9 protein-coding genes and 1 tRNA gene are annotated in these 16,250 nt (G+C 74.2%); 5 read left to right on the forward strand and 5 right to left on the reverse strand.

The features are described 5' to 3' along the window. Window positions 1–46: 46 nt before the first annotated feature. The 3 genes from CR165_RS20665 to gyrB all read left to right on the forward strand — a co-directional run bounded on the left by CR165_RS20665 (window position 47) and on the right by gyrB (window position 3,867). Window positions 47–123: transfer RNA gene (locus tag CR165_RS20665), tRNA-Met, on the forward strand. Window positions 124–192: 69 nt separating this feature from the next. After that, window positions 193–1,353: a DNA replication/repair protein RecF gene (recF, locus tag CR165_RS20670; RefSeq protein ID WP_245906637.1), complete on the forward strand. Its 1,161-nt coding sequence runs from the start codon at window positions 193–195 to the stop codon at window positions 1,351–1,353. Between the two features lie 54 nt (window positions 1,354–1,407). Further along, window positions 1,408–3,867 carry a DNA topoisomerase (ATP-hydrolyzing) subunit B gene (gene gyrB, locus CR165_RS20675; protein ID WP_109518838.1) on the forward strand — a complete coding sequence of 820 codons (2,460 nt, stop codon included), beginning with the start codon at window positions 1,408–1,410 and terminating at the stop codon, window positions 3,865–3,867. Between the two features lie 218 nt (window positions 3,868–4,085). Here the strand turns inward: gyrB and CR165_RS20680 are convergent, their stop codons facing one another. Next, entirely contained in the window at window positions 4,086–6,596 is a 2,511-nt protein-coding gene (locus CR165_RS20680; RefSeq protein ID WP_109518839.1) for a heavy metal translocating P-type ATPase, read from the reverse strand. A 167-nt stretch (window positions 6,597–6,763) separates the two neighbouring features. Between CR165_RS20680 and CR165_RS20685 the strand changes: the two genes are divergently transcribed. Then, the gene (locus CR165_RS20685; protein WP_109518840.1) at window positions 6,764–7,195 is read left to right on the forward strand and encodes a MerR family transcriptional regulator; all 432 of its coding nucleotides are present in this window, start codon (window positions 6,764–6,766) and stop codon (window positions 7,193–7,195) included. Between the two features lie 158 nt (window positions 7,196–7,353). Here the strand turns inward: CR165_RS20685 and CR165_RS20690 are convergent, their stop codons facing one another. Together CR165_RS20690 and dnaN are read right to left on the reverse strand one after the other, a co-directional pair. After that, window positions 7,354–7,710, reverse strand: coding sequence for a hypothetical protein (locus tag CR165_RS20690; RefSeq protein ID WP_109518841.1), 357 nt, complete (start codon window positions 7,708–7,710; stop codon window positions 7,354–7,356). A 71-nt stretch (window positions 7,711–7,781) separates the two neighbouring features. Further along, entirely contained in the window at window positions 7,782–8,909 is a 1,128-nt protein-coding gene (gene dnaN, locus CR165_RS20695; RefSeq protein WP_109518842.1) for a DNA polymerase III subunit beta, read from the reverse strand. Between the two features lie 122 nt (window positions 8,910–9,031). Here dnaN and CR165_RS20700 point away from each other — a divergent pair, with 122 nt between their 5' ends. Beyond that, a complete protein-coding gene (locus CR165_RS20700; RefSeq protein WP_109518843.1) occupies window positions 9,032–9,712 on the forward strand; it encodes a UdgX family uracil-DNA binding protein in 681 nt (226 codons plus the stop codon). 7 nt (window positions 9,713–9,719) lie between these two features. Here the strand turns inward: CR165_RS20700 and addA are convergent, their stop codons facing one another. Continuing rightward, on the reverse strand, window positions 9,720–13,226 hold the full coding sequence (addA, locus tag CR165_RS20705; RefSeq protein ID WP_109518844.1) for a double-strand break repair helicase AddA: 3,507 nt from the start codon (window positions 13,224–13,226) through the stop codon (window positions 9,720–9,722). Next, the gene (addB, locus tag CR165_RS20710; protein ID WP_109518845.1) at window positions 13,216–16,239 is read right to left on the reverse strand and encodes a double-strand break repair protein AddB; all 3,024 of its coding nucleotides are present in this window, start codon (window positions 16,237–16,239) and stop codon (window positions 13,216–13,218) included. Before addB ends, addA begins: the two co-directional genes overlap by 11 nt. Window positions 16,240–16,250 lie beyond the last annotated feature (11 nt).

Here is a 16,250-nt window from a genome sequence, read left to right on the forward strand (position 1 = left end):
GGGCCACCAAGCCGGAACTTAACAAACACACGGATACTCTCACCACCGCGGGGTGGAGCAGCCCGGTAGCTCGTCAGGCTCATAACCTGAAGGTCACAGGTTCAAATCCTGTCCCCGCATCCAAATCACAATCCTTATATTCAAAGCAGCCCGTCTTGCCAAAACATGGCAGGTACGGGCCTATCGCGTTCCGTGGACAATACACCCGCCCTGCAACTCCGCCGCCTCATGCTGCAGGATTTCCGCAGCTATGCCGCGCTGGATCAGGGCTTCACCGCGCGCATCGTGGTGATTGCCGGGCCGAACGGCGTCGGAAAGACCAATCTTCTGGAAGCCATCAGCCTGCTCTCTCCCGGCCGTGGGTTGCGCATGGCCCGCGGTGCCGAGCTGGGCCGGCGAGAGGGTGATGAAGGATTGTCCTGGGCCATCGCCGGGCATTTCGAGGGGCGGGCAGGCCCGCTGGTCATCGGCACCGGCGCGGGGGCAGGGCAGGATCGGCGCAGCTTCCGGCTCGACGGCGCCGCCATTCGCAACCAGGCCGAACTCTCCGCGCATATCGCCATGCTCTGGCTGACGCCGCAGATGGACCGCCTGTTCCAGGAAGGCGCCAGCGGCCGCCGCAAGTTCCTCGATCGCCTCGTCTGGTCGCTGGAGCCCACCCATGCGCGGGACGTGGCGGCGCATGACGCGGCCATGACCCAGCGCAACCGCCTGCTTGCGGAAGGACGCCGCGATGCCGCCTGGCTGGCGGCGCTGGAGGACACCATGGCGCGCCATGGCGTGGCCGCCATCGCTGCCCGCCGCGCCATGGCGGGGCAGCTGAACGCCGTCCTGGCCGAAGGCGTCGCCGGCGCCTTCCCGGCGGCACGGCTGGAACTGCTGTGCCCGATCGCAGATGCCCTGGCCGAACGGCCCGCCCTGGCCGTCGAGGAGCAGCTGCGTGCCGGCCTGCAGGCCGACCGCGCGCGGGATGCCGCCGCCGGCGGCGCCCGCCAGGGCGCGCACCGTACCGACCTGCGCATGCTCCTGCTGCCCAAGGCCATCCCCGCCGAGCTCTGCTCCACCGGGGAGCAGAAGGCGCTCCTGGTCAGCGTCGTGCTGGCGCAGGCGGCGCTGGTGGCGGGCCAGCGCGGCTTCGCGCCCCTGCTGCTGCTGGACGAGGTGGCCGCGCACCTGGACCCCGGGCGCCGCGCCGCCTTGTTCGCGGCGCTTGCCATCCTGCCCGCGCAGTGCTTTCTCACCGGCACCGAGGCCGCGCCTTTCGCGCCGCTCGCCGGCACCGCGCAATTCCTGGAGGGCGAGCCGGGCGGGCTTCGCCTTCCTGCGGATTTCCCCGTGCCCAACAGCCGATAAAATGCTATAAATCCGTGTGTTTCCGCACGTCGTCAGCAGGAGTTTTCCGCCGGCATGAGTGAGTCCGCGCGCGCGCCGTCCCCCGCCACCGAGCTGCCGGCGGACGCCTATGACAGCGCCTCCATCACCGTGCTGCGCGGGCTGGAAGCTGTCCGCAAGCGCCCTGGCATGTACATCGGCGACACCGATGACGGCTCGGGCCTGCACCACATGGCCTTCGAGATCATCGACAACGCGGTGGACGAGGCCCAGGCCGGCTACGCCACGCGGTGCGAGGTGGTGCTGAACGCCGATGGCTCCGTCACCGTCACCGACGATGGCCGCGGCATCCCGACCGACATCCATGCCGAGGAAGGCGTCTCCGCCGCCGAGGTGGTGCTGACGCGGCTGCACGCCGGCGGCAAGTTCAACCAGAACTCCTACAAGGTCTCCGGCGGCCTGCACGGCGTCGGCGCCGCGGTGGTGAACGCGCTCTCCGAGTGGATGGAGGTGGTGATCTGGCGCGAGGGCCAGGAGCACTTCATCCGCTTCGAGCATGGCGAGACGGTGCAGCCGCTGAAGGTGGTCGGCCCTTCCGTCCACGGCAACGGCACCCGCGTCACCTTCAAGCCCTCCTCCGGCACCTTCACCCGCACGGAATACGAGTTCTCCGTGCTGGAGAAGCGCCTGCGCGAGCTGGCCTTCCTCAATTCCGGCCTGGCCATCTCGCTGCGCGACGAGCGCCCGGTGGCGCTGGGCGAGCCGGCGCGCGAGACGAACTTCCGCTTCGATGGCGGCCTCGTCGCCTTCGTCGAATGGCTGGACCGCTCGAAGGAGCCGCTGTTCAAGCCGGCCATCAGCCTGAAGGCCAAGGAAGGCACTGGCATCCAGGTCGAGCTGGCGATGTGGTGGAACAACAGCCCGCACGAGCTGGCGCTGTGCTTCACCAACAACATCCCGCAGCGCGACGGCGGCACCCACCAGGCCGGCTTCCGCCAGGCGCTGACCCGCGTGGTGATGAAATACGCCGAGGAGCTGGCCAAGAAGGAGAAGGTCGAGCTCTCCGGCGAGGACATGCGCGAGGGGCTGACCGCCGTGGTTTCGGTGAAGGTGCCGGACCCGAAATTCTCCTCGCAGACCAAGGACAAGCTGGTCTCCTCCGAGGTGCAGCCGGTGGTGCACATGGCGGTGGCCGATGCGCTCTCCCACTGGTTCGAGACGCACCCGAAGGAGGCGCGCATCGTGCTCGACCAGGTCGTGCTCGCCGCCGCCGCCCGCAAGGCGGCGCAGCTGGCGCGCGAGAAGGTCGGCCGCAAGAACGCGCTCGATATCAGCACGCTCCCCGGCAAGCTGGCCGACTGCCAGGAGAAGGACCCCACCAAGTGCGAGATCTTCCTCGTCGAGGGTGACTCCGCCGGCGGCTCCGCCAAGCAGGGGCGCGACCGGCGCTTCCAGGCCATCCTGCCGCTGAAGGGCAAGATCCTGAACGTCGAGCGCGCGCGCATCGACAAGATGCTCTCCTCCGCCGAGATCGGCACGCTGATCACCGCGCTCGGCACCGGCATCGGCACCGGGCCGGTGGAGAAGGGCGGCTTCTCGGCCGACAAGCTGCGCTACCACCGCATCGTCATCATGACCGACGCCGATGTGGACGGCTCGCACATCCGCACCCTGCTGCTGACCTTCTTCTTCCGGCAGATGCCGGAGCTGCTGCACCGCGGCCACCTCTACATCGCCCAGCCGCCCCTCTACCGCGCCAAGCGCGGGCAGGAGGAACGCTACCTCAAGGACGACCGGGCGCTTGAGGACTTCCTGCTGGAGAAGGCCCTGCACAACGCCAGCCTGCGCTATGGCGATGGCCGCGTGGTGGAGGGCGACGCGCTGCGGGAGGTGGTGGAAGGCCTGCGACAGACCGCGCACCGCATCCGCCGCCTCGCCAACAACACCGTGCCGACCGAGCTGGTGGAGCAGGCCGCCATCACCGGCGCGCTGAACGCCGATGCGGAACGTGCCCTGGCCGCCGCCCCCGCCCTCGTCACCCGGCTCGACGCCCTGGCCCGCCCCACCGAGCGCGGCTGGAAGGTGACGGCCGGCGCCGAGGGGCTGGTGATGGGCCGCACCGTGCGCGGCGTGGCCGACCGCCACCGGCTGGACCCCGCCGCCCTGCGCAGCCCTGAGGCGCGCTGGCTGGTCGAGCGTCAGGCGGCGCTGGCCGCCGCCTGGGCGCAGCCCGCCAGCCTGGCGCTGGATGGGCACCCGCTGGAGGTGGCCGGCCCGCTGGCCGCCTTCGACCGTCTGCTGGCCCAGGGCCGCAAGGGCCTCGCCATCCAGCGCTTCAAGGGGCTGGGCGAGATGAACCCGGACCAGCTCTGGCAGACGACGCTCGACCCCGCCGCGCGCACCCTGCTGCAGGTGAAGATCGAGGATGTGGAGGATGCCGAGCAGGTCTTCTCCACCCTGATGGGCGATGTGGTGGAGCCGCGCCGCGAGTTCATCGTCGGCAATGCGCTGAAGGTCGCCAACCTCGACGTCTGAGGCGCCGTAAGGCGCCGCGGACACGGCGAGACGCCGCGCCGGACGGGACGCGGCAAACGCGCGAGCAGCGCGGCCCGGTCCCGCGAGCAGCGTGGCCCGGTCCCGCCCGGCCCATGCTGGCCTCTCCGGCCTCCGCCGGCGGGCCTGGGGCACCGCCCGCGCCGGCCGGCGAGGAACCGGGGAAAAGGGCGCCGTGGCGACCGGCCGCCACGCCCTTCTCAGGCCGCCGGCTTCCAGGCCAGCAGCCGCAGCGCGTTCAGCGTCACCAGCACCGTGGCGCCGGTGTCGGCCAGGATGGCGGGCCAGAGGCCGGTGACGCCGAGCAGGGTGGTGACGAGCAGCAGCCCCTTCAGCCCCACCGCGATCCCGACATTGGCCTTCACATTCGCCATGGTGGCGCGCGACAGGCTGACGAGCTCGGCCACGCCCGTGGTCCGGTCCTTGAGGATGGCGGCGTCGGCCGCCTCCAGCGCCACATCCGTGCCGCCCCCCATCGCCACCCCGGCGGAGGCGGCGGCCAGCGCCGGCGCGTCGTTGATGCCGTCGCCCACCATGACCACCGGGCCGGCGGCGCGCAGCGCCGCGATCTCGCGCAGCTTGTCGTCCGGCAGCAGCCCGGCCTTCGCCGTGAGGCCCAGCGGCCCGGCGATGGCCGCGGCGGTGCGGGCATTGTCGCCCGTCAGCATCACTGTCCGCACGCCCAGCCTGGAAAGGGCGGCCACGCTGGCGGCGGCGTCCGCGCGCGGCTCGTCCCGCAGTGCCAGCACGCCGGCCGGCGTGCCATCGGCGAGGACCACCACGGCCGTCTTGCCCTCCGCCTCGAACCGCGCCACCGCCTCCGCCAGTGGGCCGGGTAGCGCCCCGGCCTCCGCCGCGTGGCGTGGGCTGCCGACGCTGATGGCGCGGCCGCCGATCGTGGCGCGGACCGCCCGCCCGGGGATGGCCCCCTGGCCGGAGGCCGCGGGCAGCGCGATGCCGCGCGCCGCCGCCTCCGCCACCACCGCCCGCGCCAGGGGATGGGAGGAACCCTGCTCGGCGCCGGCCGCCAGGGCCAGGAGCTCCGCCTCCGGCAGGCCCGCCGCCGGCAGGATGTCGGTCACCCGGGGCCGGCCCTCGGTGAGCGTTCCGGTCTTGTCGAAGGCCACCGTCCTCGCGCCGCCGATCGCCTCCAGCGCCGCGCCCCCCTTGATGAGCAGGCCGCGCCGGGCGCCGGCCGAGAGGCCGGAGGCCATGGCGGCGGGAACCGAGATCACCAGGGCGCAGGGGCAGGCGATGAGCAGCACCGCCAGGCCGCGATAGACGCTCTCCCACCAGCTCCAGCCCAGCAGGAAGGGCGGCAGGAGGATGACCAGCAGGGAGACGGCCATCGCGCCCGGCGTCCACCAGGCGGAGAAGCGCTCGATGAAGCGCTGCGTCGGCGCGCGAGAGGCGGTGGCCTCCTCCACCATGCGGATGATGCGGGCGATGGTGTTGTCGGCGGCGGCGCGGGAGACCCGCACCCGCAGCGCCCCGTCGGCGTTGATGGAGCCGGCCAGGACGGCCTCGCCCGGGCCGCGCGGGACCGGCACGCTCTCGCCGGTGACGGGGCTTTCGTCGAGGGCGGAGCGGCCCTCCTCGACAAGGCCGTCGCAGGGCACCCGCTCGCCGGGGCGGATGAGGACGAGATCGCCCACGGCCAGGGCGGCGGAGGGCACCGGCTCGGCCGTGCCATCGGCCCGCAGGCGGAGCGCCGTGCGCGGCATCAGCCCGGCCAGGGCCTTGATGCCCGCCCGGGCGCGGCCCGCCGCCACGTTCTCCAGCAGCTCGCCGACGGCGAAGAGCAGCACCACCATCGCCGCCTCCTCCGCCGCGCCGATCAGGGCGGCGCCGATGGCGGCCGTGACCATCAGCGTCTCGATGGAGAAGGGGGAGCCGGCGCGCGCCAGGGCGAAGGCGCGGCGGCCGAAGGGAATCACCGCCAGGGCGGTGGCGGCCAGGAACAGCGGATAGGCCCAGCTCTCGGCCACCGCCAGGGAGAGGGCATGGGCGCCGAGGACCAGCGCCCCGAGCAGCCAGACCAGCCGCGCCTTGGCCGTGGCGTACCAGGGCTTGGCGGCATCGGCCGGGTCTTCGTGGTCGGCATGGGAATGGCCGAAGGCGCCTGCCCCGGCATGGGCGTGGCCGTGCCCCGCATGGCCGTGCGCGTGGTCCTGCGCCGGGTGGCCGTGCCCGCGGCAGCCGTCATGCTCCTGCGGGGGCGGCGCGCCGGCGGGCTGCCCGGCCGGCGCCAGGGGGCGGGCCGTGTAGCCCAGGCCCGCGAGCGAGCGCGGGATGGCCGCCGCCTCCGTCCCGCCCGGCTCCAGCCGCAGGGTGAGTCGCTCCGCCATGAGGTTGACGCTGACCGCCGAGACGCCGGGCAGGCGCCCGAGCGCGGCTTCGACCTTGGCGGCGCAGCCGGCGCAATCCATGCCCTGCACATGCCAGGCAAGGGAGAGGGCCTCCGGCGCGGCCTCCAGCCGGGTGGCCTGGAAGCCGAGCGCCGCGACCTGCGCCTCCACCGCCTCGGGCATGGCGGCACCGGGGGCGAGGGTGGCCCTGAGCCGCTCGGCCATCAGGTTGACGCTGACCGCTCTGACGCCGGGCAGGCGCGAGACTGCCTTCTCGACCTTGGCCACGCAGGAGGCGCAATCCATGCCGGACACGCGCCAGCTGACCTCCCGGCCGTCCTCTTCGCTCCCTCTGCCGTCCATGGCTCCAACTCCTGCTGACGGCGCCTCAGATAGGACTTCCAGCCACTGGAGGTTCAAGGGAAGATCGGCCGGCGGCGGAATTTCGGTGCCGCCCGCCCGCCGGCATCCGGGCGCGGGGCTGGGTGCCGGGGCTTCCGCGCACCATCTTATCCGGCATGGAGAACACGATGCGGCAGATGGGCATCGGCGACCTGTCCCGGCTCACGGGGGTCAAGCCGACGACGATCCGGTGGTACGAGGCCGAGGGATGGCTGCCCCCGCCCGCCCGCACCGAAGGCGGCCATCGCAGCTACGGGGAGGCCCATCTCCGGCGGCTGGGCTTCATCCGCCATTCCCGCGAGCTCGGCTTCCCGATGGCCGATATCCGCGCGCTTCTCGCGCTCGCGGACCGCCCCCGCGACGAATGCTCGGCGGCGCACGCGATCGCCACGGCGCAGATCGCCGAGATCGACGCCAGGCTGCGCCGCCTGCAGGCGCTCCGGAGCGAGCTGGAGCGCATGGCGCAGGGCTGCGAGGGCGGGCAGGTCGGGGAGTGCCGCATCATCGAGACCCTCTCCGACTTCGCCCACGGGCATTGCGCCCATCCCGGGCACGGCTGAGCCGGCCTGGCCACGGCCAGGATGCCCCGGCTGCGGGGCCTCCCGCCCTCATGCGCCGGCGCTCCGCCGGGCTGCGCGCGGCTATGCCGGTCCAGGCCTCGCCGCCCGCCGCGCGGGAGGTGGCGGATAACGGGGGCGGGAAGGCGCCGGAGGCCCGCTCAGCGCCGGCGGCGCGCCAGGTTCAGGCCGCGCGTCACCGCCCAGACACCCACCAGCAGCATCAGGGCCAGGGTCACGGTGTAGAACACGGCGCCGGATTTCTCCCGCCCGTGGATGAGGTAGTCGGCGTTCTCGGCCAGCAGGCCGGCCACCAGCCCGCAATAGCCGGCCCAGGCGGCGATCATCGGCGGCGTCTCGTCGTGGCGGGCGCGCCAGGCCGCCCAGAGGAGCGCGGCCGCCACGGCCAGCTCGTCCAGCGCGAGGGGGATGAAGGTGGGGGTGCCGGCGCGGCGGGCGATCTCGCCCCCCGCCATCAGCACCGCCAGGCCGATGGCCAGGATCTGCAGGGTCTTCATGGTCGGGTAACCTAAAGAAAAAGCCGGGGCGGCGCTGCCCCGGCCTGTTCCTCGCCCGGATGGCGGTGCGCTCAGACGCGCATCGGCATCAGCACGTAGAGCGCCTCGGGCTTGGAGGCGTCCACCACCACGGTGGGGGCGGAGCCGTCGGCGAAGCGGAACTCCACCTTGCTCTCGATCTGGTCGGTGATGTCGGCGAGGTAGCGCGCCTGGAAGCCGATCTCGATCGGGCCGTTGCCGTAGGAGACGGCGCCGCCATCCAGCTCCTCCTCCGCCTGGCCCTGGTCGGGGCTGCTGGCGGTCAGCGTCAGGCTGTCCTGCTTCAGGCTCAGCTTCACCGGGCGGGAACGCTCGGAGGAGATGGCGGCCACGCGGGAGACGGCGTCGGCGAAGGCCTTCTTGTCCACCGTCAGGATCTTGTCGTTGCCGCGCGGGATGACGCGCTCATACTCGGGGAAGGTGCCGTCGATCAGCTTGCTGGTCAGGTGCACGGCGCCGAAGGTGAAGCGGATCTTGGTGTCGGAAAGCCGCACCTCGATCGGGTCTTGCGCCTCGTCGGCCAGCTTGCGGATCTCGTTGACCGTCTTGCGCGGGATGATGACGCCCGGCATGCCGGCGGCGCCCTCCGGCAGCGGCTCCTCCACGCGGGCCAGGCGGTGGCCATCGGTGGCCACGGCGCGCAGCACGGGCTGCCCTTCCACCTCGGTGGCGTGCAGGTAGATGCCGTTGAGGTAGTAGCGCGTCTCCTCGGTGGAGATGGCGAACTTGGTGCGGTCCACCAGCTCGCGCAGCAGCGAGGGGGCGAGCTGGAAGCTGTGCGGCAGCTTGCCCTCGGTCATCGAGGGGAAGTCCTCCACCGGCAGCACCATCAGCGAGGTGGCGAAGCGGCCGGCGCGCAGCGCCAGCGGCGCGTCGCCGCCCGCATGGTCCAGCTCCACCTTGGCGGCATCCGGCAGCTTGCGGACGATCTCGTACAGCGTCGCAGCCGGCGCGGTGGTGCGGCCGGTGCGGGTGACGGTGACGCCCGGCACCGCCTCGACGATGGCGATCTCCATGTCCGTCGCCGTCAGGGTCAGGGCGCCGTCCTGCGCGGCCAGCATCACGTTGGCGAGGATGGGGATGGTGTTGCGCCGCTCCACCACGCTCTGCACATGCGCGAGCGCCTTGAGCAGCACCGCCCGGTCCACCGAGAACTTCATGGCTTGAGCAACCCCCACGCGCCTGGAATCGAGAGAAGTCGCCCTCTCTACCAGCCGGAAAGTGCCGGGGAAAGGCGCCGCGCGCGGAACCGCCGCCGGGCTTGCGCATTCCTCATCCAGCCATGACACCGCCAGACAGCGACGCCCCCGCTCCCGCCATCCCCATCCCCACGGCCGAATGGGCCACCGGCCGCCCCGCCGTGCCCGGCGAGGGGCCGCGTGGCGCCCCCCTGATGTTCGTCGGCGAGCAGCCGGGGGATGAGGAGGACCGGCAGGGCCGCCCCTTCGTCGGCCCTGCCGGCCGGCTGTTCACCCAGGCGCTGGAGGAGGCGGGCGTCGAGCGCGGCGCCGCCTACGTCACCAACGCGGTGAAGCACTTCAAGTACACCCAGCGCGGCGCGCGGCGGCTGCACCAGAGCCCGGATGCGGGTGACATCAAGCTCTACCGCCCCTTCCTGCTGGCGGAGGTGGCGGCGGTGGCGCCGCGCTTCCTGGTGGCGCTGGGCGCCACCGCCACCCAGGCGCTGATGGGCCGCAAGCTGCCGATGCTGAAGCTGCGCGGCCAGGTTTTCGAGGCGCCGGAGGAGCTGCCCGCCGGGCTGCCGGTGATGCTGACCGTGCACCCCAGCTACCTGCTGCGCCTGCCCGACCCCGAACTCAAGAAGCGCGAATACGAGCGCTTCGTGGCCGAGCTGCGCTTCGCCGGGCAGGCGGCGCGCGGCGAGATCCGCCGCAACGCCGGCGGCGCGCCGGAGGCCCTGCCGGAGCCTGCCGGGGGCGGGCAAGGGACGCTGCCGCTCTGAGCGGCCCTCAGGCCGGCTCGTAGCGGTCCAGCACCGCGCCCGGCAGCGCCATGATTCGCGCCGACCAAGTCCAGAGCAGCCAGCATTCCACCGCCCGGCCGGGGAAGACCTGCCGCAGCAGCGCGCGGTAGGAGGCCATCTGTCTCAGGTAGAGGCCCGGCACATCCTCCACCCGCTCGGGCGGTGGGCGGTTGGTCTTGTAGTCCAGCACCAGCACCCGCTCGGGGGTGATCAGCATGCGGTCCACCTGGCCGGCCAGCGGCAGGCCGTTCACCCGCCCGGCCAGCGGCGCCTCGGCCAGGCTGCCGGGGCCGAAGGCGTCGCGCAGCGCCGGCTCGTCCAGCAGGCGCAGCACCTCCGCCAGGGTCTCGGCCCGGTCCTGCTCGCCGAGGCCATGGCCGGTGCGGCCGAGGAAGCGCTCGGCCACCGCGGCGCGCTCGGCCACCGGGTAGTCCGGCAGGTGCTGCAGCAGCGCATGGATCAGCCGGCCGCGGCGGAAGCGCTCGCCCGTCGGGTCGGCGCGGCCATGCGGGGCGGCGGTGGGGGTCTCCTCCTCGCCCGGCAGGGCGGAGGGGGAGAGGGTCAGCGCCTCGCTCTCCGGCGCGGCGGGGCGATGGATCCACTCCGGCAGCGGGCCTTCCTCGCCGGGGTGCTCGGGTTCCGACTCGGCGCGCGGCGGGGCGGCCTGCGCGCTGGCCAGCCGGCGCAGCGGCCCGGCGAAGCTGGCCATGGGCGGGGCGCCGAACTCCTCCGGCGCGAAGGGCATCTCCTCCGCCCCCTCCAGCCGGGCGAAGCCCTGCGCCACGAGGTCGTACCAGCTGCCGGGCTTCGGCTCACCCCAGGCGCAGACCAGCAGCCGGTCCTCGGCGCGGGTGAGCGCCACGTAGAGCAGGCGGTTCTCCTCCGCCTCGCGCGCCGCGTTGTCGGCCTCCATCAGCGTGGTCCAGGCGGGGGCGAAGAAATCCTTCCGGTTGCGCGGCGCCCAATAGGGCAGGGGCGGCTCCGCCTCGTCCCACCGCACCGGCTTCTCGCCCCGCCCGCTGCCGACATCGGGCAGGATGACGATGGGCGCCTGCAATCCCTTGGAGCCGTGCGCCGTCATCAGCCGCACCGCGTCGGCGCCGGACTCGGCCTCACGCTTCACCTCGGCGCCACCCCGCCGCAGCCAATGAACAAAACCTTGCAGGCTGGGCGGGTGGCGGGATTCGTAGCTGAGGGCGGCGTTCAGCACCTCGTCCAGCGGGTCGGCGGCGTCGGGGCCGAGGCGGGCCAGGATGCGCGCCCGCCCGCCATGCTCGCCCAGCACCTCGGCCAGGATGGAGTGGGGCGTGGCGAGGTCGGCGCGGTCGGCAAGGTCGGCCAGCCACTCGGCGGCGCGGCCGGGGGCGGTGTCCTGGCCGCGGTGCTCCAGCAGGCGCCACCACAGCGGCTGGGTGCGGGCGCGCGCCAGGTCGCACAGCTCCGTCTCGGAGACGCCGCAGAGCGGGCTCTTGAGCAGCGCCGCCAGTTGCAGGTCGTCCTCCGGCAGCAGCAGCACGTCGATCAGCGCCAGCAGGTCCTGCACGGCGATCTGCTCGATCAGCCGCATCCGGTCGACGCCGCCCACCATCACGCCGCGCGCCTTGAGCGCCCGCACCAGCAGGTTGGAGAAGCCGGTGCGCCGGCGCAGCAGCACCAGGATGTCGCCCGGGCGGATGCGGCGGCCGCCGCGCGCCGGCAGCGTCTCGTGCCGCACCATGTGGGCGATGCGCGCGGCGAGCGATTCCGCCATCAGCGCCTCGGCATCCGCCTCGGCCACCGGCTCGTCCGGCACGTGCCAGGGCTCGAGCGTGGCGTTGCCGGGCTTCACCAGCGGCGGCCACAGCTCCACCAGCCCGGCATCGGCCTCGCGGTCGGCGCGGTGGCGGAGCGTGTCGCCTTCCTCCACCACCCCGCGCCGCGCCGGGCCGTCGGCGAAGACGGCATCGACCAGTGCCAGCACCGGCGCCGTGGAGCGGAAGGAGACGTTCAGCGGCACGGCGGCGAACTGCCCGCCCGCCGCCTGCACCGCCTGCGCGAAATGCGCCTCCCACCGGGCGAAGCCGGCGGCGTCGGCGCCCTGGAAGCTGTAGATGGACTGCTTCTCGTCGCCCACCGCGAAGATGCTGCGCGGCGGGCCCTCCTCACCCTCGGGGCGGGTGCCGAGGCCGGAGAAGAACTCCTCCGCCAGCCGCGCCGCGATCTCCCACTGGTAGGCGTTGCTGTCCTGCGCCTCGTCCAGCAGCAGGTGGTCCAGCCCGCCATCGAGCTTGTAGAGCACCCAGGCGCTGCCGGGGTCGTAGAGCAGGGCGCGGGCGGCCTGGATCAGGTCGTCGAAATCCACCGCGCCGATGCGCGCCTTGCGCGCCGTGTAGGCCTCCAGCACCGGCTGGGCCAGCGCCAGCAGCGCCAGACTGGCGGCGTGCAGGCGCCAGGCCTTGCGGCTCTCCTCCAGCGCGAAGACCCGCTCCGCCTCGGCCGCCAGGATGGACTGCGCCTCCTCGTGCCGGTCCCGCAGCCCGCCCTTGGTGGCGAGCGACTTGCGCGGCGTGCCCTCGGCGGCGGTGAGGAAGATGGCCGTCCATTCCTCCCAGCGCGCCGCGCGGGCGCCCTCGGGCAGGTCCATCCAGGCCTTCATCGTCTCGCCGCGGGCGCGGTCGTTGGCGTTGCCGCTGCCGCGCAGTAAAGCGGCGGCGCGCACCAGCTCTTCCCGCGCCGCGCCGCGCGCCGCCTCGGCCACCGCCTCCACCTCGCCGCCCCCGGCCGGCAGGCCGAGGCGGCGGCGCAGCACCGCGTCGCTGCCGCGCACGCCACCGGCGGCGGCGATGGCGGCGCCCAGCCGCTCGCGCTCCTTCACCAGGGTGCGCAGGGTCTCGGAGAAATCCTCGGGCGAGCCGAGGCCGGCCATGGCCTCGATGGCGTCGGCCGGCAGCCGGCCGGAGGCGAGGGTGGCCTCGCGCGCCTCGGCCAGCATGGTGGCGGCCTCGGTCTCCTCGATCAGGCTGAACTGTGGCGGCAGCCCCGCCTCCAGCGGGAAGCCGCGCAGCAGCGACTGGCAGAAGGAATGGATGGTGGCGATGCGCATGCCGCCCGGCTGCTCCAGCACCTCGGCGAAGAGGGCGCGGGCGCGGCGGCGCAGCGCGGCATCGGGCGCCTGGCCGGTCAGGTCGTGCAGGCTGCGCGTGAGCGTCTCCTCATCCGCCACCACCCACTCGCCGAGGCGGCGGGCCAGGCGCTGCGCCATCTCGGCGGCGGCGGCCTTGGTGAAGGTGAGGCAGAGGATGCGCCCCGGCCTCGTGCCCGGCCGCAGCAGCAGGCGCAGCACGCGGTCGGTCAGCACCTTGGTCTTGCCCGAGCCGGCGGAGGCGCCCACCCAGGCCGAGGCGTCGGGGTCCGAGGCGCGGCGCTGCGCCGCCTGTGCGGCGGCACGCGGCGAGAGGGCGACGCCGCCGGCGCGCTCGCCATCCGGCGGGGCTTTGCAGGGATCAGGCCTCATCGGTGTTCCCCCATTCGGCGACGCGGGCCAGGTGGTCGTGGTCGGTGCGCACCGGCTTGCGGCGCGGATGCGGGCGGGCGATGAAGCGCCGCTCGCCCAGCAGGAAATCCCGCAGCAGGGCGATGGTGTTGTCCAGCGCATCGGCCGCCAGGGCCTCCGGCTCGCCGGCGACCGGCTTCACCGCGCCCGGCGTGCCGCCGCCGGTGAGCCGCCAATGGGCGAGCGCCGAGACGGGGCGCGGCTCCACCCCCTGGAAGCCGCCCGCCGCGGCGATCGCCGCCTCCAGCGGCATCTGCGGCGCGCGGCCATCCTGCACCTCCTTGTTGGAGGGCGGCGTGCCGGTCTTGTAGTCGATGATGGAGAGGGTGCGGTCGGCCAGCAGGTCGATGCGGTCGGCGCGCACCTTCAGGCGGAGCTGGCCCTGGGCGAGGTCGAGATGCCCCGGCACCTCGGCATGGCGGGTGCGGACAGGCTGGCCGCGCTGCATCGCCTCCTCCTGCGCCACGACGAAGGCGCCGATGCGCGAGAGGCGCGGCCGCCAGAAGGCCAGCAGGCCGGGGCGGGCGGCGGCCTCCTCCAGCGCCGCCTCGGCGGCCTCCTCGAACCATTCGAGGGCGGTGGCGGCGCCGGGCCAGCCGCCGGGGGCGGTCTCCAGCCGGCGGGTCCAGCGCGCCATCGCCTCATGCACCATCTGGCCGTAATCGGCGGCGCCCACCTCGGCGTCCAGCGGGTCGAAGGGCACCAGGCGCAGCACGCGGCGGGCGTAGTAGCCATAGGGGTCGGCCATCAGGTCCGCCACCTCGGTGACGCTGATCTCGCGTGGGCGGTCGGCGGCGGGGGGGCGGGGGGCGGGGCGGGGGCAGGGGCGCACCGCCTCCGGCATGTCGAGCCGCGCCGCCCAGCCCAGCGCCGGGCTGCGCGGCAGCGCCAGGCCGCGCGGATGCGCCGCGTCCCGCTGCCCGGAGAGGAAGGTCTCCAGCCGCGTCAGCCAGCGCGAGGGCACGGTGGGGGCGCCGGCCCGCTTGCGCGCCCAGGAGAGCACCACGCGCGGCGCCGAGGCGGCGGCCAGCAGGAAGTCGGCGGCGACGCGGCCGATGCGGCTCTCCGGCTCGGGCAGGCCGAAATCGGTGCGCATCGGGCGGCTCAGCCAGGGGCCTGGGTCGGTCGCCTGCGGCCAGACGCCTTCCTCCAGGCTGCCCAGGATGGCGAGGTCGAAATCCTGCAGCCGCGCCTCCAGCAGCCCGAGGATGGCGATGCGCGGATGCTCGGCATGGTCCCGCCCCCGGCCGATGCGCACGCTGGGCGCCGAAGGCCCTGCCAGCGAGGCGTCGAACAGGGCGGGCCAGCCGGCCGGGCTCATCGGCGGCAGGGCGCGCAGCGCGGGCGGCATCTGCGAGAGATGCACCGCCAGCGGCTCGCCCTCCTCGCCGGCATAGAGGCGGAGCCCGCCGGGGCGGTCGCGCGTGGAGGCCAGCGCCTCGGCGGCGGTCAGGTGGGCATCGAGCAGGTCGGCCGGCGGCCGGGCGGGGCTGTCGGGCAGGCTGCCGAAGCCGTCCAGGCAGCGCTCCAGCGCCTCGATCAGCCGCATCACCGTGGCCAGCAGGGCAGCGTCCTTCTCGCGGCGGAAGGCTTCCAGCACGCGGGCGCGCAGCCCGGCCAGCCCGGGCGCGGGGCGCGGGCCGCGCAGCGCGCGCCGCTCCAGCAGCCGCACCGCCTCCATCCACTCGGCGCGCGCCAGGCCGCCGGCCGAGAGCGGGTGCTTCAGCAGCGAGAGCAGCGGCACGGGGGCGAAATCCTCGCCCACCGTGCGGGCGAGCAGGCGCAGATAGGCCCCCGTCGGCGTCTCGCCCAGCGGCTGGCCGGCGGAATCGTCGGCCAGCACGCCGTGGCGGGTCAGCTCGGCGGCGACGCGGCGGCCCAGCTCGCGGTCCGGCGTGATCAGCGCGGCGCGGGCGCCGGGGTGCTCCAGCGCCTCGCGCAGCAGCAGGGCGATGGCCACCGCCTCCGCCTGCACGTCCGGCGCCTCCAGCAGCGAGAGGCCGCGCAGCGCCGGCTCCCAGTGGGCGGGGCGGCGGGTCAGCCAGGCATCGAGCCCGGCGGCCGGGCGCAGCGAGCAGGAGAGTAACTCGGCGCGGCGGATCAGCGGCGCCTGCCCCGCGCCATTGCCCGGCCAGGGCCGCAGGTCGCCCGGCGTCGCGTCCATCGCCGAGAGCAGGCGCACCTGGCCGGAGAGCGGATGGGTGGGGCTCTCGCCGATGGCGGCCCACAGCTCGGCCGACTTCACCTCGCCCGGGCCGTGCAGCACCACGCAGCCCTGCGGCAGCCGCGCCACCACCTTCAGCAGCGCCGCGGCCGCGGGGATGGTGCCGCCGGCGCCGATGCCGGCGGCGATGACGGGGTCGGCGGGCGGCTCGCGCTTCCACGCCTCGGCCTGCGCCTCCAGCGCGGCGACGCGGCGGGGGCCGATATCCATCAGCCCCTGCTCGGCGAGCCATGCCCCCCAGGCATCCAGCACGCCGCGCAGGAAGGTGTGCGTCACCTGCCAGTGGGCGGCGAACTCGTCCGGCACCAGCGAGGCGAGCAGGCAGTCGTCGCAGCCCTCCAGCGCCGTCTCGTCCATCAGCTCGGCCAGGGCGGCGGCGAGGGTCCAGGCCTGTTCCGGCGTGTTCGGCCCGCCGAAGCGGGAGGGCAGGCGCATCACCAGGTCGGTCAGCACCGCCTGGCGCCGAGCCGGGTCCACCGCCGGCGGCAGGTCCAGCAGCACGGGCAGGGACAGCTCGTCCGCCTCCTGGGTGGAGAGGCCGGTGAGCGCGCGCATGCGCGGCAGCAGCAGGGTGCGGTTGCCGGCGGTGCGCAGGAAGGCCTCGCGCAGGGCGAGGGCGGCGCGCCGCGTCGGCAGCAGGATGGTGGTGCGGGAGAGGGCCAGCGGATCGTCCAGCCCCACCCAGCCCAGCACGCCCTCCGCCAGGGTGGGCAGGAAGGGCAGATGCGCCGGGATCTCGTAGAGCTTCATGGCGGGGCGGC

It is taken from the genome of Teichococcus aestuarii, from assembly GCF_003116135.1.
Lineage (GTDB): Bacteria > Pseudomonadota > Alphaproteobacteria > Acetobacterales > Acetobacteraceae > Pseudoroseomonas > Pseudoroseomonas aestuarii.

Coding starts and splice junctions, on each gene's coding strand:
- gyrB (WP_109518838.1), top strand. CDS start 1,408: ATGAGTGAGTCCGCGCGCGCGCCGTCCCCCGCCACCGAGCTGCCGGCG.
- CR165_RS20680 (WP_109518839.1), bottom strand. CDS start 6,596: ATGGACGGCAGAGGGAGCGAAGAGGACGGCCGGGAGGTCAGCTGGCGC.
- CR165_RS20685 (WP_109518840.1), top strand. CDS start 6,764: ATGCGGCAGATGGGCATCGGCGACCTGTCCCGGCTCACGGGGGTCAAG.
- CR165_RS20690 (WP_109518841.1), bottom strand. CDS start 7,710: ATGAAGACCCTGCAGATCCTGGCCATCGGCCTGGCGGTGCTGATGGCG.
- dnaN (WP_109518842.1), bottom strand. CDS start 8,909: ATGAAGTTCTCGGTGGACCGGGCGGTGCTGCTCAAGGCGCTCGCGCAT.
- CR165_RS20700 (WP_109518843.1), top strand. CDS start 9,032: ATGACACCGCCAGACAGCGACGCCCCCGCTCCCGCCATCCCCATCCCC.
- addA (WP_109518844.1), bottom strand. CDS start 13,226: ATGAGGCCTGATCCCTGCAAAGCCCCGCCGGATGGCGAGCGCGCCGGC.
- addB (WP_109518845.1), bottom strand. CDS start 16,239: ATGAAGCTCTACGAGATCCCGGCGCATCTGCCCTTCCTGCCCACCCTG.